The organism is Branchiibius hedensis, assembly GCF_900108585.1.
Lineage (GTDB): Bacteria > Actinomycetota > Actinomycetes > Actinomycetales > Dermatophilaceae > Branchiibius > Branchiibius hedensis.
The window spans coordinates 224,355-246,238 of the sequence record NZ_UESZ01000001.1 but is presented as its reverse complement, the minus strand read 5'-3'; the positions used below and the strand labels follow the sequence as shown (position 1 = coordinate 246,238).

The 21,884-nt window shown below is 66.0% G+C and carries 14 protein-coding genes; 2 read left to right on the top strand and 12 right to left on the bottom strand.

The genetic code is table 11. The annotated features are described in order from the left end of the window. Nucleotides 1-3: 3 nt before the first annotated feature. The 8 genes from ppsA to rpsL all read right to left on the bottom strand — a co-directional run bounded on the left by ppsA (nucleotide 4) and on the right by rpsL (nucleotide 11,442). On the bottom strand, nucleotides 4-2,373 hold the full coding sequence (gene ppsA / locus DR843_RS01230) for a phosphoenolpyruvate synthase (protein ID WP_109683738.1): 2,370 nt from the start codon (nucleotides 2,371-2,373) through the stop codon (nucleotides 4-6). Nucleotides 2,374-2,459: 86 nt separating this feature from the next. Continuing rightward, complete coding sequence (locus DR843_RS01225; RefSeq protein WP_109683737.1) at nucleotides 2,460-3,290, bottom strand: pyruvate, water dikinase regulatory protein; 831 nt, start codon at nucleotides 3,288-3,290, stop codon at nucleotides 2,460-2,462. Nucleotides 3,291-3,292: 2 nt separating this feature from the next. After that, nucleotides 3,293-4,582 carry an aspartate aminotransferase type Ic gene (locus tag DR843_RS01220; protein WP_109683736.1) on the bottom strand — a complete coding sequence of 430 codons (1,290 nt, stop codon included), beginning with the start codon at nucleotides 4,580-4,582 and terminating at the stop codon, nucleotides 3,293-3,295. A gap of 163 nt (nucleotides 4,583-4,745) precedes the next feature. Further along, nucleotides 4,746-6,842, bottom strand: a complete 2,097-nt coding sequence (locus tag DR843_RS01215; RefSeq protein ID WP_109683735.1) for a S53 family peptidase — start codon at nucleotides 6,840-6,842, stop codon at nucleotides 4,746-4,748. Nucleotides 6,843-7,056: 214 nt separating this feature from the next. Beyond that, the gene (gene tuf / locus DR843_RS01210; protein WP_109683734.1) at nucleotides 7,057-8,253 is read right to left on the bottom strand and encodes an elongation factor Tu; all 1,197 of its coding nucleotides are present in this window, start codon (nucleotides 8,251-8,253) and stop codon (nucleotides 7,057-7,059) included. 91 nt (nucleotides 8,254-8,344) lie between these two features. Next, nucleotides 8,345-10,459 (bottom strand): elongation factor G, encoded by a 2,115-nt coding sequence (gene fusA / locus DR843_RS01205; protein WP_109683733.1) that lies wholly within the window; start codon nucleotides 10,457-10,459, stop codon nucleotides 8,345-8,347. 138 nt (nucleotides 10,460-10,597) lie between these two features. Next, nucleotides 10,598-11,068, bottom strand: a complete 471-nt coding sequence (rpsG, locus tag DR843_RS01200; protein ID WP_109683732.1) for a 30S ribosomal protein S7 — start codon at nucleotides 11,066-11,068, stop codon at nucleotides 10,598-10,600. Further along, nucleotides 11,068-11,442, bottom strand: coding sequence for a 30S ribosomal protein S12 (gene rpsL / locus DR843_RS01195; RefSeq protein WP_109683731.1), 375 nt, complete (start codon nucleotides 11,440-11,442; stop codon nucleotides 11,068-11,070). Before rpsL ends, rpsG begins: the two co-directional genes overlap by 1 nt. Nucleotides 11,443-11,802: 360 nt before the next feature. Here rpsL and DR843_RS01190 point away from each other — a divergent pair, with 360 nt between their 5' ends. Then, on the top strand, nucleotides 11,803-12,279 hold the full coding sequence (locus tag DR843_RS01190; RefSeq protein WP_109683730.1) for a GtrA family protein: 477 nt from the start codon (nucleotides 11,803-11,805) through the stop codon (nucleotides 12,277-12,279). Here the strand turns inward: DR843_RS01190 and DR843_RS01185 are convergent. Both DR843_RS01185 and DR843_RS01180 read right to left on the bottom strand, forming a co-directional pair. After that, on the bottom strand, nucleotides 12,269-13,054 hold the full coding sequence (locus DR843_RS01185) for a glycosyltransferase family 2 protein (RefSeq protein ID WP_109683729.1): 786 nt from the start codon (nucleotides 13,052-13,054) through the stop codon (nucleotides 12,269-12,271). The two genes, DR843_RS01190 and DR843_RS01185, sit on opposite strands and share 11 nt — an antisense overlap. Continuing rightward, nucleotides 13,051-13,758: a class I SAM-dependent methyltransferase gene (locus DR843_RS01180; protein WP_109683728.1), complete on the bottom strand. Its 708-nt coding sequence runs from the start codon at nucleotides 13,756-13,758 to the stop codon at nucleotides 13,051-13,053. The genes DR843_RS01185 and DR843_RS01180 overlap by 4 nt, the downstream gene beginning before the upstream one ends. Before the next feature lie 180 nt (nucleotides 13,759-13,938). Between DR843_RS01180 and DR843_RS01175 the strand changes: the two genes are divergently transcribed. Further along, nucleotides 13,939-16,197, top strand: a complete 2,259-nt coding sequence (locus tag DR843_RS01175; RefSeq protein WP_109683727.1) for a hypothetical protein — start codon at nucleotides 13,939-13,941, stop codon at nucleotides 16,195-16,197. Between the two features lie 46 nt (nucleotides 16,198-16,243). Here the strand turns inward: DR843_RS01175 and DR843_RS01170 are convergent, their stop codons facing one another. After that, nucleotides 16,244-17,584: a hypothetical protein gene (locus DR843_RS01170; RefSeq protein ID WP_146202456.1), complete on the bottom strand. Its 1,341-nt coding sequence runs from the start codon at nucleotides 17,582-17,584 to the stop codon at nucleotides 16,244-16,246. Nucleotides 17,585-17,959: 375 nt separating this feature from the next. Next, nucleotides 17,960-21,856: a DNA-directed RNA polymerase subunit beta' gene (locus tag DR843_RS01165; RefSeq protein ID WP_109683725.1), complete on the bottom strand. Its 3,897-nt coding sequence runs from the start codon at nucleotides 21,854-21,856 to the stop codon at nucleotides 17,960-17,962. Between the last annotated feature and the right edge of the window lie 28 nt (nucleotides 21,857-21,884).

The following is a 21,884-nucleotide window of genomic DNA, read 5'->3' as shown; positions in this document are numbered from 1 at the left end:
GGATCAGGCGTTCGCCTTCTTCGCCAACCGCAGCCAGGTTTCCACCACGGTGTCGGGGTTCAGCGACATCGATTCGATGCCCTGCTCCAGCAGCCAGTCGGCCAGGTCCGGGTGATCCGAGGGACCCTGGCCGCAGATCCCGACGTACTTACCCTGCTTGCGGCAGGCTGCGATCGCCATGGTGAGCATCTCCTTGACGGCGGGGTCGCGCTCGTCGAAGCCGGCGGCGACCAGCCCGGAGTCGCGGTCCAGCCCCAGGGTCAGCTGCGTCATGTCGTTGGAGCCGATCGAGAAGCCGTCGAAGTGCTCGAGGAACTGCTCGGCGATCACCGCGTTGGAGGGCACCTCGCACATCATCACGACCTGCAGGTCGTTCTCACCGCGCTTGAGCCCGTACTTCGCGAGCAGGTCGATGACACCCTTGGCTTCGGCGAGGGTTCGCACGAAGGGGATCATCACCTTCACGTTGGTCAGGCCCATGTCCTCCCTGACGTAGCGCAGTGCCTCGCACTCCATCGCGAAGCACTCCTCGAAGTCCGGCGACAGGTACCGCGACGCGCCGCGGTAGCCGATCATCGGGTTCTCCTCGTGCGGCTCGTAGCGCTGCCCGCCCAGCATCCCGGCGTACTCGTTGGATTTGAAGTCGCTCATCCGCACGATCACCGGCTCGGGCGCGAAAGCCGCTGCGAGAGTAGCGACTCCCTCGGCGACCCGCTTGACGAAGAACTCCCGCGGCGAGTCATAGGCGCTGATCAGCGATTCGATCTCGGCCTTCACCCCTGGCTCCTGGTCGTCCAACTCCAACAGGGCCCTGGGGTGGATGCCGATCTGCCGGTTGATGATGAACTCCAACCGGGCCAGACCGATGCCCTTGTTGGGCAACCGGCTGAACTCGAACGCCTGCTCGGGGGTGCCGACGTTCATCATCAGCTTCACCGGGATCTCGGGCATCTCGTCCAGCGCGGTCTCCTGGACCTCGAAGTCCAGCGAGCCGTCGTACACGAAGCCGGTGTCCCCCTCGGCGCACGAGACGGTCACCTCGGTGCCGTCGCCGAGGGCCGAGGTCGCATCGCCGGTGCCGACCACAGCGGGGATGCCCAACTCGCGGGCGATGATCGCCGCGTGACACGTCCGCCCGCCGCGGTTGGTGACGATCGCGCTGGCGCGCTTCATGATCGGCTCCCAGTCCGGGTCGGTCATGTCCGCGACCAGGACCTCGCCGGGCTTGAACTCGTGCATCGTGTCCAACGTCGTCATTTTGCGTACGGCGCCCGACCCGACTTTCTGCCCGATGGCGCGGCCCTCGGACAGCACCGGTCCGCGAGCCTTGAGCACGAATCGCTGCAGCGTGGAACCGCTCTGGCGCGACTTCACCGTCTCCGGACGCGCCTGCAGGATGTAGATCTTGCCGTCGACGCCGTCGCGGCCCCACTCGATGTCCATCGGACGGCCGTAGTGCTCCTCGATCTTGAGGGCGTGCGTGGCCAGTTCGGTGACCTCGTCGTCGGTCAGGGACAAGCGCGCCGCCTCGGCGACGTCGACCGGGACGAACTCGGTGGTCTCCCCCACCACGGCCGAGCCGGTGTAGACCATCTTGGTGGCCTTCGCCCCGACACCGCGCTTGAGGATGGCGGGCCGACCGGCTCGCAGCGCCGGCTTGTAGACGTAGAACTCGTCGGGGTTGACCGCGCCCTGCACGACACCCTCGCCCAGACCGAAGGCGGAGGTGATGAAGACCGCGTCGTCGAAGCCGGACTCGGTGTCCATCGTGAACATCACGCCCGAGGCACCGATATCCGAGCGGACCATCCGCTGGATGCCAGCCGACAGGGCAACCGCGGAGTGGTCGAAGTTGCTGTGCACGCGGTAGGCGATCGCGCGGTCGTTGTAGAGCGAGGCGAAAACCAGCTTGATCGCGTGCAGGATGTTGTCGATCCCGCTGATGTTCAAGAAGGTCTCCTGCTGACCGGCGAACGACGCGTCCGGCAGGTCCTCGGCCGTCGCGGACGAGCGCACCGCCCAGGTGGCGTCAGGAGCGTCAGCGGTCAACTCGGCGTACGCCGATCGGATGTCGGCCTCCAGATCGGCCGGGAACGGTCGGTCCTGCACCTCCTGCCGGATCGCGGCACCGACGCGGGCCAACTCCTGCACGTCGTCGACATCCAGGGCGGCCAGCCGGGAGTTGATCGAGTCGGTGAGGCCGGACTCGTCGAGGAACCGCCGGTAGGCCTCGGCGGTGGTGGCGAACCCGTTGGGCACCGAAACACCCGCCTTGGACAGGTGCTGCACCATCTCACCCAGCGAGGCGTTCTTGCCGCCGACTGTCTCCACGTCGGCGAGGCCGAGATCCTTGAACCACTCGATGTTGCTCATCGTTTCCCTCACTGGTTGTGCATCTCGCCGGCCGGCGAAAAGTCCTCGTCACGAAGCGTCTTGACTGCGAATCGTAGAGCAGCGGCTCAGCCCGGGCGGACGCTTCCCGCCCGCTGTTGTTGGATCACCGCTGCGATCTCCTCCACCGACATCGTCGAGGAGTCCACGTAGGGGATGCGTTGCTGGCGGAAGAGCGCTTCGGCGCTGCGCAATTCCCAACTGCACTGGGCCAGCGACGCGTATTTGCTGCCGGGCCGGCGCTCGCTGCGCACCTGCGACAACCGGGCCGGCGTCGAGAGCAGGCCGAAGAGTTTGTCGCGGTACGGCGCGATCGGGCGGGGCAGCGACGTGGTCTCGAAGTCCTCGTCCACCAACGGGTAGTTGGCGACCAGCAGGCCGTGCGTCAACGCCAGGTACATCGTCGTGGGCGTCTTACCGCAGCGGGAGGGTGCCGTCAGGATCAGATCGGCCTTGGCCAGGTGCCGCAGACTCTGGCCGTCGTCGTGCTCGATGGCGAATTCGACCGCCTTCATCCGCGCGTCGTAGCGGCCGATGTCGCCCAGGCCGTGCGCGCTGCCGGAGGCGCGCGCCGCCTGCACGTGCAGCAGTCGCTCGACGGTGTCCAGGTGGGAGCCGAACATGTCGATCATGGCCGCGCGCGTCGTACCCAGCGCGTTGCGGACATCGTCCGGCGCCACCGTCGAGAAGGCCAGCGCCTGCACCTCGTCACTACAGGCGGCGTCCATCACCTCGACCACCTTCAGCGCCTGCTCGACCGTGGTGATGAACGGGTACTTGTGCCGGGTGAAGGCCACCTCGGGGAACTGCTGCAGGATCATGTTGCCCAGCGTCTCCGCCGAGATTCCCGTGCCGCCCGCGAGGAAGAACACCGGGATCGGAGCGGCGGGGGCCTGCATGTTCAGTCCGCGAGCTTCTCAGCAGCAGCCAGCAGTACGCAGGTCGCGACCGCTTCCATCGCCACCCGCACTTCGTCCAGCGACGGGAAGGTCGGCGCGAGGCGGATGTTGGTGTCCTGCGGGTCGACGCCGTAGGGGAACGATGCCCCCGCCGGGGTCAGTGCGACGCCGGCCTCCTTGGCCAGTTGCACCACTCGCGAGGCGGTGCCCGGCAGAACGTCGAGGCTGACGAAGTAGCCACCGATGGGTTCAGTCCAGGTCGCGATGTGCGGGTAGCGGCCCAGCCGGGTCGACAGCACCTCCTGCACGGCGTCGAACTTCGGCTTGATGAGCGCAGCGTGCTTGCGCATGTGCGCGCGCACCCCGTCGGCGTCCTTGAAGAACTCCAGGTGGCGCAGGTGGTTGACCTTGTCCGGGCCGATCGAGCCCATCCCCAGGTGCCCCAAGTACCACTTCACGTTGCGCTCGCTGGCGGCCAGGAAGGAGACACCGGCACCGGCGAAGGTGATCTTGGACGTCGAGGCGAACATGATCGGCCGGTCCGGGTTACCGTTCGCGGCGGCCAGCGAGATGATGTCCGCGGTCTTCGTCTCCACGTCAGTCAGGTGGTGCAGGCCGTAGGCGTTGTCCCACAAGATCTTGAAATCGCTTGCGGCAGTAGGCATTGCGGCCAACCGTGCAGCTTTATCGGCCTCAGTGACCGAGCCGGAGGGGTTGGCGTAGGTCGGCACCAACCACATGCCCTTGATGCTCGGGTCGTCCTTCACCAAGGCCTCGACCACGGCCACATCAGGACCATCGGCCTCCATCGGGACCGGGACCATCTCGATGCCGAGCCACTCCAGCAACGCGTGGTGCCGGTCGTAACCGGGCACCGGGCAGAGGAACTTGATCGGCCCCTGGTCCTTCCACGGCGTCCCGTCGACCGGGCCCTTGAGCATGCAGTCGACCAGGACGTCCTTCATCAACGTGAGGCTGGCGTTGCCCTGGGCGACCAACTGGGCGACCTGGACGCCGAGCAGTTCGGCGAACAGTTCTCGCAGGCCGAGCAGCCCCTCGAGCCCACCGTAGTTGCGCACGTCGACACCGCCGGACGTGTGCGTGGTCGGCAGCGTCAGCAGCGCCTCGGACAAGTCCAACTGCTCAGGACCGGGCTTGCCGCGGGTGAGGTCGAACTTCAGGCCCTGAGCCACCAGATCGTCGTACGCCGATCGCTGGGTGGCCAGGAACGCGGCCGGATCGTCCGGCAGGGGGGCAATGTCGGAATGGGAGGGTACGGCGGGCCCAGCCACGGGGAGCTCCTTCGCGTTGATCAGTGCGCACCCATCTTTCCAGGCCTGTCGACCCCACCCGCAGGCGCGTTCGAACTGCGGACGGACGCGGGTACGCCGAGGGGCCGGCTTGCGCGCGCAAACCGGCCCCCGTCGTGCGAACCCGAAGGTCGCGTGCAGCGGATTACCGCAGCGGTTTGGCTGCGGTGACTGGCGCACCGTGCTTGATGCCACCACCGACACCGCCGCCACCGACGCCCAACTTCTTGCTCGCGGTGATGCCGATGAAGAAGCTCACCCCGTTCGGCGTACCCACACCGGTCACGTCGTCATAGCCCTTGCGGGTGAAGATCGTCCCGGTCTGGTTGATGGTGCGGGCGGTGGTCCGCAGACCGCCGCTGGCGTCCACCCCGTTGACGAAGTCGACCCGGACCTCGGCCTGGCTGACACCGGTGCTGGCGATGTCGTTGAAGGTCGGGGTGCCGGCCAACTTGTACATCGCGGGGTTCAAGAAGCCCAGCGGACCACCCACGACCTGGTCGGCGAGGGCCACCTCACCGGCGAACAGCGGGCTGGACAGCGAGGTGCCGCCGATGCGGTACTCGCTGTACTTGGTCGAACCGTCGGGGAACGCCTGGGTCTCGCCGACCAGGAACCCGGTCTGCGGGTCGGCATCCATCGCCACATCCGGCACCGCGCGGTAGTCGCCCTTACCGAAGTAGTTGCTGATGGATGCCGGGACAACGCCCTTCTGGTACGCCGGCTGCGTGAACAGCTGGCTGGTGCCACCACCGCCGCCGTAGACGTAGGCCGGTGCAGCCGGGGTCCACGCGCCGTTCGTCAGAGTCGACTTGCCGGTGCCCCAGCCCTGCTCCCAGCCGTAGCTGCCGTCGGACTTCACCGCCAGCGAGGTACCGCCGACGGCAGTCACGAACGGGTCGGAGGCTTCGTAGTCGACCGTCCGGTAGCCGAGGTCGGCGACCTCGTCACCGTTGTCACCGGAGGAGAACAGCAGGCTGATGCCTTCGGCCGCTGCCTGGATCGCGCTCTGGTGGGAGTCAGCAACATCGGCAAGGGAGGTCGGTTCTCCCGCGTCACCGTAGGAGTTGCTGACGACCATCGCGAGTTGGTTGTCGACCACGGTGTTCAACGCCGAGTTCAGGTCGCTGTCGTAGCAGCTGGCGCCACCGACGTAGAGGATGTTCGCCTGCGGGGCCGTTGCGTGGACGGCTTCGACGTCGAGGGTCTCCTCGCCGTACCAGCCGTTGCCGCCACACTCATCGATCGAGTTGTAGCTGGCCGGCAGGGACTGGCTGAACTGGTAGCCCCGCAGCGGGTGGCTCGGATCGTTGCGCTGGGCGTAGGTCTGCGCATCCGACAGGATCGTCGGCGACGCGAAGGCGTCGATGATCGCGACCGTCGCCCCACGCCCGTCGTACCCCGCCTTCAGCAGGCGGTCCTCGCCGTACGCACTGCGGATCTGGCCCGGCTTGTAGCCGCACACGACGTACGGCATCGGGTTGGTCACCCCGGGCAGGGTGGGCAGGCCGGTGGCCTTCTTCTCCCCGTAGTAGCTCGAGCACGGGCCGGAGTTGATGAACACGTCCGGCGGCCCGGGCAACGTGTCATCGCTCGTGACCTTCGTCGACGCGGTTGCCTTGTCGGTGGAGACGCTGTGCGTGGTGTTCCCGGTGCTCGTCGAGGGCACCGCTCGCAGCGTGCTGTCCAGACCGGACACCCCCGCAACCAGACCGGCGATGTTCGTCGGCACGCTCAGCGCAGCGGACGGCGCGGTCTCGGTGCGGCCCTTGTACTTGAAGTGACTCATCGAGGCACCGAAGGCTTTGTTGACCTGCGCAGTGCTGCCGGACACCGTGACGTAGCGGTGGTTGGCCGGGATCTGCCCGATCTTGAGGCCCTGGCTCTTGAGCCAACTGGTGACCTGCGCAACCTGGGCATCGGTCGGCGCGAACCGCGATCGCCACTGGGCGGCTGTGACGTACTTGTGGTAGTTGGCGTTACCCGGAGTGGCCACCGCCGTGGCCAGGGCTTCGGCTCCCGCCTCGTCGCGCAGGTTCAGCACGACTTTGAAGTTCAGGCCGGTACTGGCCGGCACGGCGCCGACGCGCGCTGCCTGCGCGGCCCACGCGGGTTTGCCGTTCAGCACGTGTCGGCCACCGGTTTCGGCGGCATTGGCTACGGATGGTGCGGCGAAGGCGATAGCCAGGACGGCGGATGAGCCGGCCGCGATCGCGACACGCGCGGAGAGAGTACGACGCATGGGGCGCCTTTCAATGACGTGGAGCTCCCGGAAATGTTGCGGCCGGGATGGTGGCCGCAAGCACCTTCGATCCTGCGCCGGTCGCGTTTCCGGCAACACTTCCGCCAGCTGCCAAAACACTGCCAATATCCTGGGAAAGCCCTGGGTACAGCAGAAGGCCCCGGGCGAACCCGGGGCCTTCTGGGCAGTCAACGGCGGGTGAACCCGCCGATGATCACTTGATGATCTTGGTGACGCGACCCGCGCCGACGGTACGACCGCCCTCACGGATAGCGAACTTCAGACCCTCGTCCATGGCGATCGGCTGGATCAGCGTGACGGTCATCTCGGTGTTGTCACCGGGCATCACCATCTCGGTGCCTTCCGGCAGCTTCACGACACCAGTCACGTCCGTCGTGCGGAAGTAGAACTGGGGACGGTAGTTGTCGTAGAACGGCGTGTGACGGCCACCCTCGTCCTTGGACAGGATGTAGACCGACGCCTCGAACTCGGTGTGCGGGGTGGTGGTCGTCGGCTTGGCGATGACCTGACCGCGCTCCACGTCCTCACGCTTGATACCGCGCAGCAGCAGGGCGGCGTTGTCGCCGGCCTGGCCGCTGTCCAGCATCTTGTTGAACATCTCGATCGAGGTGACGGTCGTCTTGACGGCCGCGCCCTCACGCAGGCCGACGATCTCGACCTCCTCGTTGACGTTCAGCACACCGCGCTCGATACGACCGGTGACGACGGTGCCACGACCGGTGATCGTGAAGACGTCCTCAACGGGCATCAGGAACGGCTTCTCGGTGTCGCGCTCCGGGTCCGGGATGTACTCGTCCACGGCGTCCATGAGGTCCTCGACGGACTTGGCCCAGGTCGGGTCGCCCTCGAGCGCCTTCAGCGCCGAGACCTTCACGACCGGGACGTCGTCGCCCGGGAACTCGTAGGAGGACAGCAGTTCGCGGACCTCCATCTCGACGAGTTCGATGATCTCCTCGTCGTCCACCATGTCCGCCTTGTTCAGGGCGACCACGATGTAGGGAACGCCGACCTGACGGGCCAGCAGCACGTGCTCCTTGGTCTGCGGCATCGGACCGTCGGTCGCTGCCACCACCAGGATCGCGCCGTCCATCTGGGCGGCTCCGGTGATCATGTTCTTGACGTAGTCAGCGTGACCCGGGCAGTCAACGTGCGCGTAGTGACGCTTGTCCGTCTGGTACTCGATGTGCGCGATGGAGATGGTGATACCGCGCTGCTTCTCTTCGGGAGCCTTGTCGATCTCGTCGAACGCGAACTGGGGGTTCAGGTCCGGGAACTTGTCGTGCAACACCTTCGAGATCGCAGCCGTCAGCGTCGTCTTACCGTGGTCGATGTGACCGATGGTCCCGATGTTGACGTGCGGCTTGGTCCGCTCGAACTTGGCCTTACCCACTTGGGGTCCTCCTTCAAGGACTGGTTTCTAGCGCCGGGGCGGCGCCGGTTGGTTTTCTTTCGTTACCGGTTGGCTGACAGGCGTGCGCCTGTCACTCGCCCCGGACTTTCTTGATGATCTCGTCCGCGACATTCTTCGGAACTTCCGCGTACGAATCAAATTGCATGGTGTAGTTCGCCCGGCCCTGGGTCTTGGATCGCAGGTCCCCGACGTAGCCGAACATCTCTGACAACGGCACGACCGCGCGAACGATCTTGGCACCGCTGATGTCCTCCATGGCCTGGATCTGGCCACGGCGGCTGTTCAGGTCACCGATGACGTCACCCATGTAGTCCTCAGGGGTACGCACCTCGACGGCCATCATCGGCTCCAGCAGGACCGGGTCGGCCCTGCGGGCAGCCTCCTTCAGCACCATCGAGCCGGCGATCTTGAACGCCATTTCGGAGGAGTCGACGTCGTGGTAGGCGCCGTCGACCAGCGTGGCCTTGATGCCCACCAGCGGGTAACCGGCGAGGACACCGAGCTGCATGGCCTCCTGGATGCCGTGGTCGACCGAGGGGATGTACTCCCGCGGCACGCGACCACCGGTCACCGCGTTGACGAACTCGTACAGCTCGCCCTCGTGGGTGTCCAACGGCTCCAGGGTGACCTGGACCTTGGCGAACTGACCCGATCCACCGGTCTGCTTCTTGTGCGTGTAGTCGTACTTCTCCACCGCACGGCGGATCGTCTCGCGGTAGGCAACCTGCGGCTTGCCGATGTTCGCCTCGACCTTGAACTCGCGGCGCATGCGGTCCACCAGGATGTCCAGGTGGAGTTCGCCCATGCCCTTGATGATCGTCTGGCCGGTCTCCTCGTCGAGCTCGACCTGGAAGGTCGGGTCCTCCTGAGCCAGCTTCTGGATCGCGATGCCCAGCTTCTCCTGGTCACCCTTGGTCTTGGGCTCGATGGCCACGGAGATAACCGGCTCCGGGAAGGTCATCGACTCCAGGACGATCGGGTTGGCAACGTCGCACAGCGTGTCGCCGGTCGTGGTGTCCTTCAGGCCGATCGCCGCGTAGATGTGCCCGGCAACAGCTTCCTCGACCGGGTTCTCCTTGTTGGCGTGCATCTGGAACAGCTTGCCCACGCGCTCTTTACGACCCTTGGTCGAGTTGAGCACCTGGGTACCGGCCGCAATGCGACCCGAGTAGACCCGGATGAAGGTCAGCGACCCGAAGAACGGGTGCGCCGCGATCTTGAACGCCAGCGCCGAGAACGGCTCGTCGACGCTCGGGGTGCGGGTCAGTTCGGTCTCTTCGTCGTTCGGCTTGTGACCCACCATCGGGGGCACGTCCAGCGGCGAAGGCAGGTAGTCCACAACCGCGTCCAGCATCGGCTGCACACCGCGGTTCTTGAACGCCGAACCACACAGGATCGGGTAGAGCTGCGAGGTGACCGTCAGCTTGCGGATGGCGCCCTTGATCTCCTCGACGGTGAGTTCTTCACCTTCGAGGTACTTCTCCATCAGGGCGTCGTCCGCTTCGGCAACCCGCTCGACCAGGGCCTGGCGGTACTCCTGGGCCTTGTCCTGCAGGTCAGCCGGGATCTCCTGGATCTCGTACTTGGCGCCCATGGTGACGTCACCCTTGGCGTCACCCGGCCACACCAGCGCACGCATCTCGACCAGGTCGACGACGCCGACGAAGTCGTTCTCGGAACCGATCGGCAGCTGCAGCACCAGCGGCTCAGCACCCAAGCGGTCCTTCACCGTCTGCACGGTGAAGTAGAAGTCGGCGCCCATCTTGTCCATCTTGTTGACGAACGCGATGCGGGGCACGTCGTACTTGTCGGCCTGCCGCCAGACGGTCTCGGACTGGGGCTCGACGCCCTCCTTGCCGTCGAAGACGGCGACGGCGCCGTCCAGGACGCGCAGCGAGCGCTCCACCTCGACGGTGAAGTCCACGTGACCCGGGGTGTCGATGATGTTGATCTGGTAACCGTTCCAGAAGCTGGTGACGGCAGCGGAGGTGATGGTGATGCCCCGCTCCTTCTCCTGCTCCATCCAGTCGGTCGTGGAGGCGCCATCGTGCGTCTCACCGATCTTGTGGTTCACGCCCGTGTAAAAAAGAATGCGCTCGGTCGTCGTCGTCTTACCGGCATCGATGTGCGCCATGATGCCGATGTTGCGGACCTTCTTCAGGTCGGTCAGCACGTCCTGTGCCACGTTGTCTCTTCTCGTCTCGCTCGGTGTGTGAGTGATGTGAAGTTAGGGGGAGGTACGGCGAGTGGTCGCCTGCGGCGGCCACCCGGCGTACCGTTCGGTCCGGCCGGCGGGCGGTGACCCACCAGCCGGACCGTCGGGTCACCAGCGGTAGTGCGCGAAGGCCCGGTTGGACTCGGCCATCTTGTGCGTGTCCTCACGGCGCTTCACCGCGGCACCCAGGCCGTTGGAGGCGTCGAGGATCTCGTTCATCAGACGCTCGGTCATGGTCTTCTCGCGACGCTGGCGCGAGTAGCCGACCAACCACCGCAACGACAGGGTCGTCGCACGGTTCGGCTTGACCTCGATCGGCACCTGGTAGGTCGCACCACCGACACGGCGGGACTTGACCTCGAGGCTGGGCCGGACGTTGTCCAGCGCGCGCTTGAGGGTGACCACCGGGTCGGTACCGGTCTTCTCACGGCAGCCCTCCAGGGCGCCGTAGACGATGCGCTCGGCCACGGACTTCTTACCGTCCAGCAGCACCTTGTTGACCAGCTGGGTCACCAGGGTGGACTGGTAGACGGGGTCGTTGAGCAGCGGACGCTTGGGAGCAGGACCCTTGCGAGGCATTACTTCTTCTCCATCTTCGCGCCGTAACGGGACCGGGACTGCTTGCGGTTCTTGACACCCTGGGTGTCCAGCGAACCGCGGATGATCTTGTAGCGCACACCCGGCAGGTCGCGCACACGGCCGCCGCGGATGAGCACCATCGAGTGCTCCTGCAGGTTGTGGCCCTCGCCGGGGATGTACGCGGTGACCTCGATACCCGAGGTCAACTTCACGCGGGCGACCTTACGAAGCGCCGAGTTCGGCTTCTTCGGGGTCGTGGTGTAAACGCGGGTGCACACGCCGCGTCGCTGGGGGCTGCCCTTCAGGGCCGGCTTGGTGGACTTCGTGACCTTGTCCTGCCGACCCTTGCGGACGAGCTGGTTGATAGTAGGCAACCTGTTGTCTCCGTAATCGTCGAATCTTGTCTGTTCGCTTGTCGCGGTGCGTGCTCGGACGCTCCGCGACCGGAACTCCTTGAACTCACCTCTCCGACCCCCGCACTCGGGCGTGTCGGTTCGGCGTCCTCCCCCGCACTTCCGGATACCGTCCGACTGCCCGGCGAGGACGTGTGGTGGTCTGATGTCCGACAACCGACCCGCGCTGGTCATCACGGGTGATGAGTCACAGCAGATCAACGACGGCAGGGCAGAGCCCACGCACGGTTATCCAGTCTACTGCCGCCCGCAGAAGCGGCCAAATCAGTAAAGGCGCGGCGCGACCGCATCCGGCGGCCAGCGTTGTTACCATCATGTCCTGTGACAGTCAACGCACAGGATCTCGGCCCCGCAGCGAATTCCCGCTCAACCGGTCGACGCCCCGACTTCGCGCGGCTGGCGCGCTTTGCCGCCGTGGGTCTGTTGGGTCTGATCGCCGACGTGGGCGGCTTCAACCTGCTGCGGTTCGCCGGGCCGGACGGTCACGGGGTGATGTACACCTACGTGCTCGGCGCGAAGTTCATCTCCAGCACCTTGGGCGTCGTGGTGGCCTGGCTGGGCAATCGCTACTGGGTCTTCCCCGACACCCGCCGAGACAAACTGCACCACGAGTTCGTCGCGTTCACCATCGTCTGCATGATCGGCGTCGGGATCGGCGTCGCGTGTCTGTGGGTATCGCACTACCTGCTGGGCCTGCAAACCCAGCTGGATGACAACATCTCGGCGAACGTGATCGGCCTGGGCCTGGCGACAGCGTTCCGCTACTGGGGCTACAAGCGCTTCGTGTTCACGGGCTGACGGCGGGCGTCCGACCCCGCCGCACGACCTCCGTGAGGCGTTCGGTCGGGATCCGGCCAGCACGAATCGCCTTGCGCTGCCAGCGCATCCGGGCCGCCAGCCCCATCATTTCCAGGCCGAGCGAGACGGTCTTGGTGAAGTCACCGGTCACCGACGACACCCCGACCCGCTCGTGGTAGTTGACGGGAACCTGCACCACCTTGCCGCTGTCGATCACGGCCAGGATCAGCATCTCGAGCCCGTACGCCGAGCCGGGCACCGTCGAGCGCGCCAAGATCTGCTCGACCTGCTCGCGCGTCATCACCCGGAAGGTGCAGCCGACGTCGGACAACGAGGGGGTGTTGTAGCCGACCTCGATCATCTTGGCCACCGCCCAGTTGCCCCACCGCAGGAACCAGCCCATGTTCGCGCGCTCCCAGATGAACGCAGACACGGTACGGGAGCCTATGACGACGTCACATTCGGGCAGGAACGCCACCAGTTTGCGCAGATCCTTGGGGTTGAACGTGCCGTCCGGCTCGCAGATCACCACCAGGTCGGTCGTCGACTCGATCAGCCCGCGCTGGATCGCGGCGCCGTACCCCTGGGTGGTTTCGAAGATCTCCCGGCCACCGGCCGCAGCGATCTCCTCAGAGGTCCCCGGCGCGGCATTGTTGTTGACCGCGATGACCTCATCGACTTCCGGCAGTTCCAGGAAACCCCGGATGCAGTCGCCGATGCTGTCCTTCTCGTTGTACGTCGGCAGAATCACCGACAGTGTCTTCCCGTCGATCATCGGCCCGCACCAGGGGTCGCGATGGCCAGCATCTGCCCCGCCATTGGTTTGATCGGAGAGCGTAGGTACCACGGCACCAGGAACGACAGGTTCGCCGCGGACGACTTCATCGTGAACGGCATGAATCGGGCAAACACGTTCTCCACCTGGTATCCGCGGGAGGTGAGGTAATCGCGCATCGAGACGTCCGTGAAGACCGCCACGTGCGTGTAGTCGTCGAAATACCGTTTGTAGCTGAGCCGGAAGTTCGGCTGCATCAGCATCAGCCGCCCGCCCGGGCGCAGCACCCGGGTCGCCGAATCCAGCAACTGGTTGGCCTGCTCGCGGGTGAGATGCTCCAGCAGGTTGGAGGCGAAGACAACGTCAAAACTGTCGGGCTCGAACTGCGACAAGTCGGTGCAGTCCCCCACCACCGGTTCGACGTGCGCGGCGGCCGCGTCCTGGACCGTCGGATCCAGATCCAGCGCCACGACACGACGTGCAGTGACGTTGTTAGCAAAATCACACCAGCCGGCCCCGAGCTCGAGGACGTCCGCGTCAGCCGGAATCCAGCGAGAAAAGTAGGCGGTCAGGTGACGCCAGATCGCCGCACGATGCGGGTCCTCGACCAAGCGAGTCTCGAAATACCGCGGGTCATAGCCCGGTCGGAACTGGCTGCCCTCTGGTGGGTCCGATGCTGACGTCGTCTCTGCGTACGAAGACAATCGCGTTCTCTCGTTCTTGGGATCCGAGCTTGGGCGTCAGGACTTTAACACGCGGCCATCAATGTTCTGTGGATGCGCTGTGGGCGCGCGTACGCTCGGGGCCGGACCATATCCGCCCCACCACGCAGGAAATCTCGGCGATCCGACCTGCCGGCGGGACTACCCCAAGATGAGAGCACGATGACGACCACCTCGACGGCGACCGCCCCCGCCGACACCACGACCCGTTACGCATGGGGTCGCGACCTGCTCAGCAACGTATGGGTGCTGATCGCTCTTGTCGGTTTCCAGGCGTACGTCGTGGCCGCCGGACTGCCGGCCTGGCACGCGGTGCTCGCGTCGGCGGGAGTCCTGATCACCCAGGTCTTCCCCGGGGCGCTCATCTGGCGCACGATCCGCCCGCGCAACGGCTGGCTCCTGGAAGACCTCTTCATGGGCTTCGCGATGGGGATCTGCGTGGCGGTACCCGCACAGATCATCGCCGGCTTGCTGCACAGTCGGATCCCGGCGATCGTGCTTCCGCTGCTGGTCGCCGCCATCCTGCTGGCGGTGCCGGTGACTCGTCGGCGGATCCAGGAGGCGCAGTGGTCGCCACTGCCGTGGTGGTTCGGATTCGGGGTGTCGCTGACCGCGCTGGCCTTCCTCACAGGTTTGATCAACTACTCCCGGACCAACCGCCTGCACTGGGGCTCCGGAGCCGGCTCCCCCCAGGTCGATACTTATCTGCACATGGCTCTCGCCGCCGAGTTGTTGCAGCGCGGTCCCGTCGAATGGCCCACGGTCAAGGGGGCGACTCTGGGCTACCAGTGGTTCACCCACGCGTGGATCGCACATGTCACGGCGGTCTCGGGAGTGCCCCTCGATGAGGTGCTGATGCGGTTCATGCCCGCGCTGATGCCGATCGTCGCGGTGGTCAGTGTGGCCGTCCTCGGTCTTCGCCTGTCCGGTAGCCCGGTCGTGGGTGTGGTGTCGGCCGTCGGGTCGACCGTCCTCGGCCAGGGCTCCGTGTTCGGACTGTCGAACCCCGCCCTGCCGCTGACCCCCTTGTCACCGACGGTCGGTCTGGCGATCGCGCCGCTGATGGCGTTCATCGCGGTGCTGGCCATGCGCTGGCGTGGCCAGGCGCGCAGCGGTGCCTGGATCGCGCTACCGCTGCTGACCTGCATCTCGACCGGCTTGAAGGGGTCGGCGGGCCCGATCGTGGTCGCTGGTATGGCCCTGGCCATCCTGGCCATGGCCATCTGGCATCGCCGCCTGGTGCTTCCGGTGATCGCGGACCTGGTGACCGTCGGCGTCACCTTGGGCTTGACGATGATCGTCGTGTATCGCGGCTCCGCGGCAGGGCTCGCCTTCGACCCAGCCGCTGGAGCTACCCAGACTGCACTTGGTCGGCTCCTCGGTGGAGTCCCGACCTGGAAGATGCAGGTCGTCGCGGCCGCAACGGCGTTCGCGGCCGGTATGACCCGGGCGCTGTTCGCCTTCGCGTTGCCTTTCCGCACCGAGGACCGCCGCGATCCGCTGACCTGGGTGCTTATCGGATCGGCCATCGCGGGCGCGGCACCGGTCGCGCTCTTCTATCACCCGGGCGCCAGCCAGTACTACTTCCTGATGACCGCCATCCCGTTGGCCGCGGTCGGCTCAGCGCTGGGTGCGTGGCGGGTCTACCACGCACTTCGACCACGCGAACGATGGATCGTGGGCGGAGTGGGCCTGGTCGGGGCTGCGCTGTTCTATTTCGTTCCCGTCTGGTTGACCGGTGGCCAGGTCGGACACCACCAGCTGCGCAAGGCCGTCACGCAGATCGCCATCGGCGTAGTCATCGTGATCGTGTGCGCTGCGGTGGCCTGGTTCGCAGCGAGGCATCGGCGGGTGGTGACCGCAGCAGCGACGGCGGCCGCCGTGGTTGCCCTGTCCGGGGCCTTCGGCGTCGCCAAGTACTACGAACACGGCCTGCCCATCTGGCGGATCCCACCAGCGGTGTCGATCATGAGCCAGAGTGCCGTCACCGACGACCAGATCGCCGTGGCTCGCTACATCCGAGACCACTCCGACGTCGACGACCTGGTCATGACCAACCGGCACTGCACCACACCGATCAAACCCGACCACTGCGACACCCGGCGCTGGTTGGTGACGGCGTTCACCGAACGTCAGTCGTTCATCGAGGGCTGGACCGCCACCCCGGAGGCCACCAACCTCGCGCCGCACGGTCGGGACTCGATCACGATCAACTACTGGCACCCCGAGTTGCTGGAACTGAACGACAACTTCTACACCAACCCGACCGCCGAAGCCCAGCGCAAGTTGTGGGACGAGGGCGTGCGGTGGATCTACATGGAGAACACCATGCCGCACGCGGAGACGCTTGCGCCGTACGCAACGCTGCGCTTCTCGACGCCGGACGCGTCAGCCTGGCAACTGAACAAGCCCGCGGGCTGACACCCACGGGCTTGTTCTCGGTGCTGCTCTTTCGTGCTGGTGAACCTCAGCGAGCGAGCGACGTACGGGCCATCGAGGTCCGGGTGAACACTGCGCGCACACTCTGACGGCCCACGGGGGTCGATGCCGTTGTCGGACCGGTCCAGTCGAAGCGTCCGGTCACATCGACGATGACCTTCATCGAACCGTCACTGTTGTAGACCGACAGGTTCAACGCCTCCTCACTGCCTTCGCGGGCGAGGAAACCGTTGGCGCGTACCCCGCCAGCCACCGAGTTCAGATTGCTCGTGCCCGGCCGGGTGCCGCTGCCGTCCCAGATGGTCTGGTAACTGGTCGTCGAGGGCTTGTAACCGGTCAATGTCCCCTCGACGGCACCGGTGAGCATCGGGCTGCCGATCGACGAGCCCAACTTGGTCGTCACCGTCTGCTGCTTGCCGACCGCCACGAAGTTCATCACCCGGGTCGGCTTGACCACCACGTGCTTGAAGGTCGGCGTGACGTTGCCCGAGTAGTAGACGCCGAGCACGTCGAGCAGGTAGTTCACCGGCTGCTGCCCGGTGTTGGCAACCCCAAAGCTGTAACTGCCGTCACTCTCGCGTCGGACCGGCACCACAGCGGTGTTGGGAGAGGTCTCACCCTTGGCGAAGTTCACCGATGAGGTGGACGGCCAGCGGGTTTCGTCACCGTTCCACAGGCTGAGGCTGCCCGAACCCTTGGCCCCGAGCGCCGTGAGGTTCACGAGCAACGCGGTCGGCGTCGTGCCGGTCCAGTTGCCACTGTCCGGCGGCCAGTCCATCGAGATGGTGTCGTAGTACTGCCCCAGCAACATGCCGCCGTCTTTGCGGGTGTCGACCCAGCGGTCGGGGACGAAGGGCTCGAAGCCGGACCCGTTCGCGGTGGTGTAGGCCGCGTTGCTGTACCAACCCTCGAGGTCCACGATGACGTTGGTCTTGCCGCTACCGCCGATCTGGATCGACAGTCCCGAAGTCGATGCGAGCGCCACGGTGCTGCTGACGGCGCCGGTCCATCCCTTAGTGAAGTTGATGTTGGACGTCGCGGGCGCGGTCGCTCCGCTGAAGATCGTGCCCCAGCCGGCACCGGTTGCCCCGGTCACCGTCAGATTGACGACGACCGACTGCACACCGGTGGCGGGCAGGCCGAGGGCCGTGAGTTTGCTGCGCGGAATGACGACGGTCTTGCCCGCGGCGACCGCTCCACCCGAGGTCCGGGTGTCCAGCAAGCGGGACGGTGTCGAGGGGTGATACAGGCCGTCCTGGGAGACGGTGGCCGCACCGGCAGGAGTCTGTGCTCCGACACCGACAGCGGCACTAGCAAGTACGACACATGAGCCAACAATGGCCGATGCCTTCAAAGTGCGACGAGACACGCAGGTCCTCCCCTATGACTGCGGAGCCTGCTGCTCCGTCGGCTGAGCGTAACCTGAACTCCCCCTTGGCCAACTCCGAGATCATCCGCGATACGGGATCGTTATCGGATTGGCAGGTGCCTCCCAGCGGCACCCGAAACGACCGGTGGGTCCGCATCCGAAGATGCGGACCCACCGGTCGTCGTACGTGCTGGCTGTCAGCTGTCGAACTGGACTGACAGCTTCCTCGTGCTCCGCTGCGGCCGCCCCTCGCTAGCGCTCGGGACAACCTACGCTGCACCCTTCGTCAGCTGTCGAACTGGACTGACAGCTTCCTCGTGCTCCGCTGCGGCCGCCCCTCGCTAGCGCTCGGGACAACCTACGCTGCACCCTTCGTCAGCTGTCGAACCCAAGCGACACGTCGTCCAGACGGACCGCCTCACCCGACCCCGGGCCGAAGACCGGGTAGTCGTAGGGCTGGTAGTCCGGCAGGGCGTACAGCTGCGCCTTGGCCTCTTCGGTCGGCTCCACGCTCACGTTGCGGTAGCGCGGGAGACCGGTTCCGGCCGGGATCAGCTTGCCAAGGATGACGTTCTCCTTCAAGCCGAGCAGCGGGTCGCTCTTGGCGTGCATGGCCGCCTCGGTGAGCACTCGGGTGGTCTCCTGGAAGGAGGCCGCCGACAGCCACGAGTCGGTCGCCAGGGACGCCTTGGTGATACCCATCAGCTCCGGACGACCCGAGGCAGGCTTGCCGCCCTCGGCCACCGCGCGGCGTGAGGAGTCCTCGAACCGGCCACGCTCGGCCAGCTCGCCCGGCAGCAGGTCGGTGTCGCCGGCCTCGATGATCGTCACGCGACGAAGCATCTGACGCACGATGACCTCGATGTGCTTGTCGTGGATCGCCACACCCTGCAAGCGGTACACGGCCTGGACCTCGTCCACCAGGTGCTTCTGCACCTCGCGGGCACCCAGGATGCGCAGCACCTGCTTGGGGTCGATCGCACCCTGCACCAGCTGGGCACCGACCTCGACGTGCTCGCCGTCGGCGACCAGCAGACGGGCCCGCTTGCTGACCGGGTAGGCCTGCTCCTCGGAACCGTCGTCCGGTGTGATCAGGACTCGACGCGCCTTGTCGGTCTCCTCGATGACGACCCGGCCGGCCGCTTCCGCGATCGGCGCGACACCCTTGGGCGTGCGGGCCTCGAAGAGCTCCACCACACGCGGCAGACCGCGGGTGATGTCGTCACCAGCAGCCGCACCACCGGTGTGGAAGGTACGCATCGTCAGCTGGGTACCGGGCTCACCGATGGACTGGGCCGCGATGATGCCGACGGCCTCACCGATGTCGACCAGCTTGCCGGTGGCCAGGGAGCGGCCGTAGCACATGGCGCAGGTGCCGACGCGGGACTCACAGGTGAGCACCGAGCGGACCTTGACCTCGCGCACGCCAGCGGCGATCAGCTTGTCCAGGTTGACGTCACCCAGGTCGGAGCCAGCAGCAGCCAGCACCTCACCGTCGATGACGACGTCCTCGGCGAGGTTGCGGGCGTAGACCGAGGTCTCGACCGACTCGTGCTCGACGTGGCTGCCGTCCGGGGTCTCCTGGGAGATCGGCATGACCAGACCGCGGTCGGTGCCGCAGTCGTCTTCGCGGATGATGACGTCCTGGGAGACGTCGACCAACCGGCGGGTCAGGTAACCGGAGTCGGCGGTCCGCAGCGCGGTGTCCGCCAGTCCCTTACGAGCACCGTGCGTGGAGATGAAGAACTCCAGCACCGACAAGCCCTCACGGAAGTTGGACTTGATCGGGCGCGGGATGATCTCACCCTTCGGGTTGGCCATCAGCCCACGCGCACCGGCGATCTGGCGGACCTGGTACCAGTTACCGCTCGCGCCCGAGGCCACCATGCGGTAGATCGGGTTGGTGCGGTCGAAGGAGCGCTCCATTTCGGCAGCGACCTCGTTGGTGCCCTGGGTCCAGATCTCGATGAGCTCCTGACGGCGCTCGTCGTCGGTCAGCAGACCGCGGTCGAACTGGCTCTGGACCTTGGCGGCCTTGGCGTCGTACCCGGAAAGGATCTGCTCCTTGTTGTCCGGGGTACGCACGTCGGAGATCGCCACGGTGCAACCCGAGCGGGTCGCCCAGTGGAAACCGGCCTCCTTCAGCGCGTCCAGCGACGCGGCGACCTGGGTCTTGGGGTACCGCTCGGCGAGGTCGTTGACCACACCGGACAACGTCTTCTTGTCGATCGTCACGTTGAGGAACGGGTAGTCCTCGGGCAGGGTCTCGTTGAAGAGCACCCGGCCCAGCGTGGTCTCGATCGTGACGTACGCGGCGCGACCCAACTCATCCAGCACGACGTCGTCGGCCAGTTCGTAGCCGGCCGGCGGCACCTGGTCGGCGACCCGGACGGAGATGACCGAACCAAGGTTGATCTCGCCACGGTCGAAGGCCATCCGGGCCTCGGCCGAGCTGGAGAACGAGCGCAGTACGCCGTCCGCCACTTCGGCGCGACCGTCCTCGGAGGTGAGGAAGTAGATACCCGTGATCATGTCCTGCGAAGGCATGGTCACCGGTCGACCGTCGGCCGGCTTGAGGACGTTGTTGCTCGAGAGCATCAGGATGCGGGCCTCGGCCTGGGCCTCGGCGGACAGCGGCACGTGCACGGCCATCTGGTCACCGTCGAAGTCGGCGTTGAACGCGGTGCAGACCAGCGGGTGGATCTGCACAGCCTTACCCTCGACCAGCTGCGGCTCGAACGCCTGGATGCCCAGACGGTGCAGCGTGGGCGCACGGTTCAGCAGCACCGGGTGCTCGCGGATGACCTCTTCGAGGACGTCCCACACGACCGGGTTGGCGCGCTCGACCTTGCGCTTGGCCGACTTGATGTTCTGCGCGTAGTCCAGGTCGACCAGACGCTTCATCACGAACGGCTTGAACAGCTCCAGCGCCATCTGCTTGGGCAGACCGCACTGGTGCAGCTTCAGCTGCGGGCCGACCACGATGACCGAACGGCCGGAGTAGTCCACGCGCTTACCGAGCAGGTTCTGCCGGAACCGGCCCTGCTTGCCCTTGAGCATGTCGGACAGCGACTTCAGCGGACGGTTGCCCGGTCCGGTGACCGGACGGCCACGACGGCCGTTGTCGAAGAGGCTGTCGACAGCCTCCTGCAGCATCCGCTTCTCGTTGTTGACGATGATCTCCGGCGCACCCAGGTCCAGCAGTCGCTTCAACCGGTTGTTGCGGTTGATGACCCGGCGGTAGAGGTCGTTCAGGTCGGAGGTCGCGAACCGGCCACCGTCCAGCTGCACCATCGGGCGCAGGTCCGGCGGGATGACCGGCACGGCGTCCAGGACCATCCCGGTGGGGTGGTTCTTGGTCTGCTGGAACGCGGTGACCACGCGCAGCCGCTTCAGGGCGCGCGTCTTGCGCTGACCCTTACCGGTGGCGATCGTCTCGCGCAGCGAGGCGGCCTCGGCGTCCAGGTCGAAGGTCTCCAGGCGCTTCTGCAGGGCAGCCGCACCCATACCGCCTTCGAAGTACAGACCGAAGCGGTCACGCATCTCGCGGTAGAGGGTCTCATCACCCTCGAGGTCCTGGACCTTGAGGTTCTTGAACCGGTCCCACACCTGCTCGAGCTTCTCGACCTGCTGGTCGTAGCGGCGGCGGATCTGGGTCATCTCGCGCTCGGCGGAGTCGCGCACCTTGCGACGCGCGTCGGCCTTGGCGCCCTCGGCTTCGAGGGCGGCCAGGTCGGTCTCCAGCTTGCTGGCGCGGGTGTTGATCTCGTCGTCGCGACGGTTGATCAGTTCCTTCTTCTCGACCTCGATCTGCGCCTCCAGCGAGGGCAGGTCGGCGTGCCGCTGCTCCTCGTCGACGGAGGTGATCATGTACGCCGCGAAGTAGATGACCTTCTCCAGGTCCTTCGGGGCGAGGTCGAGCAGGTAACCCAAGCGCGACGGGACGCCCTTGAAGTACCAGATGTGGGTGACCGGCGCGGCGAGTTCGATGTGGCCCATCCGCTCACGGCGCACTGCGGAGCGGGTGACCTCAACGCCACAGCGCTCACAGATGATGCCCTTGAAGCGGACCCGCTTGTACTTACCGCAGTAGCACTCCCAGTCCCGGGTGGGGCCGAAGATCTTCTCGCAGAAGAGGCCGTCCTTCTCGGGCTTGAGGGTGCGGTAGTTGATGGTTTCGGGCTTCTTCACCTCACCGTGGCTCCACTGACGGATGTCGTCAGCGGTGGCGAGGCCGATACGCAGTTCGTCGAAGAAGTTGACGTCCAGCACGTTGTGCCTTCCTTCTTGTTACCTAGCG

Excerpts from the sequence above, each read along its gene's own strand:
- ppsA (WP_109683738.1), bottom strand. The coding sequence starts at position 2,373 with ATGAGCAACATCGAGTGGTTCAAGGATCTCGGCCTCGCCGACGTGGAG.
- DR843_RS01225 (WP_109683737.1), bottom strand. The coding sequence starts at position 3,290 with ATGCAGGCCCCCGCCGCTCCGATCCCGGTGTTCTTCCTCGCGGGCGGC.
- DR843_RS01215 (WP_109683735.1), bottom strand. The coding sequence starts at position 6,842 with ATGCGTCGTACTCTCTCCGCGCGTGTCGCGATCGCGGCCGGCTCATCC.
- rpsG (WP_109683732.1), bottom strand. The coding sequence starts at position 11,068 with ATGCCTCGCAAGGGTCCTGCTCCCAAGCGTCCGCTGCTCAACGACCCC.
- DR843_RS01185 (WP_109683729.1), bottom strand. The coding sequence starts at position 13,054 with ATGATCGACGGGAAGACACTGTCGGTGATTCTGCCGACGTACAACGAG.
- DR843_RS01175 (WP_109683727.1), top strand. The coding sequence starts at position 13,939 with ATGACGACCACCTCGACGGCGACCGCCCCCGCCGACACCACGACCCGT.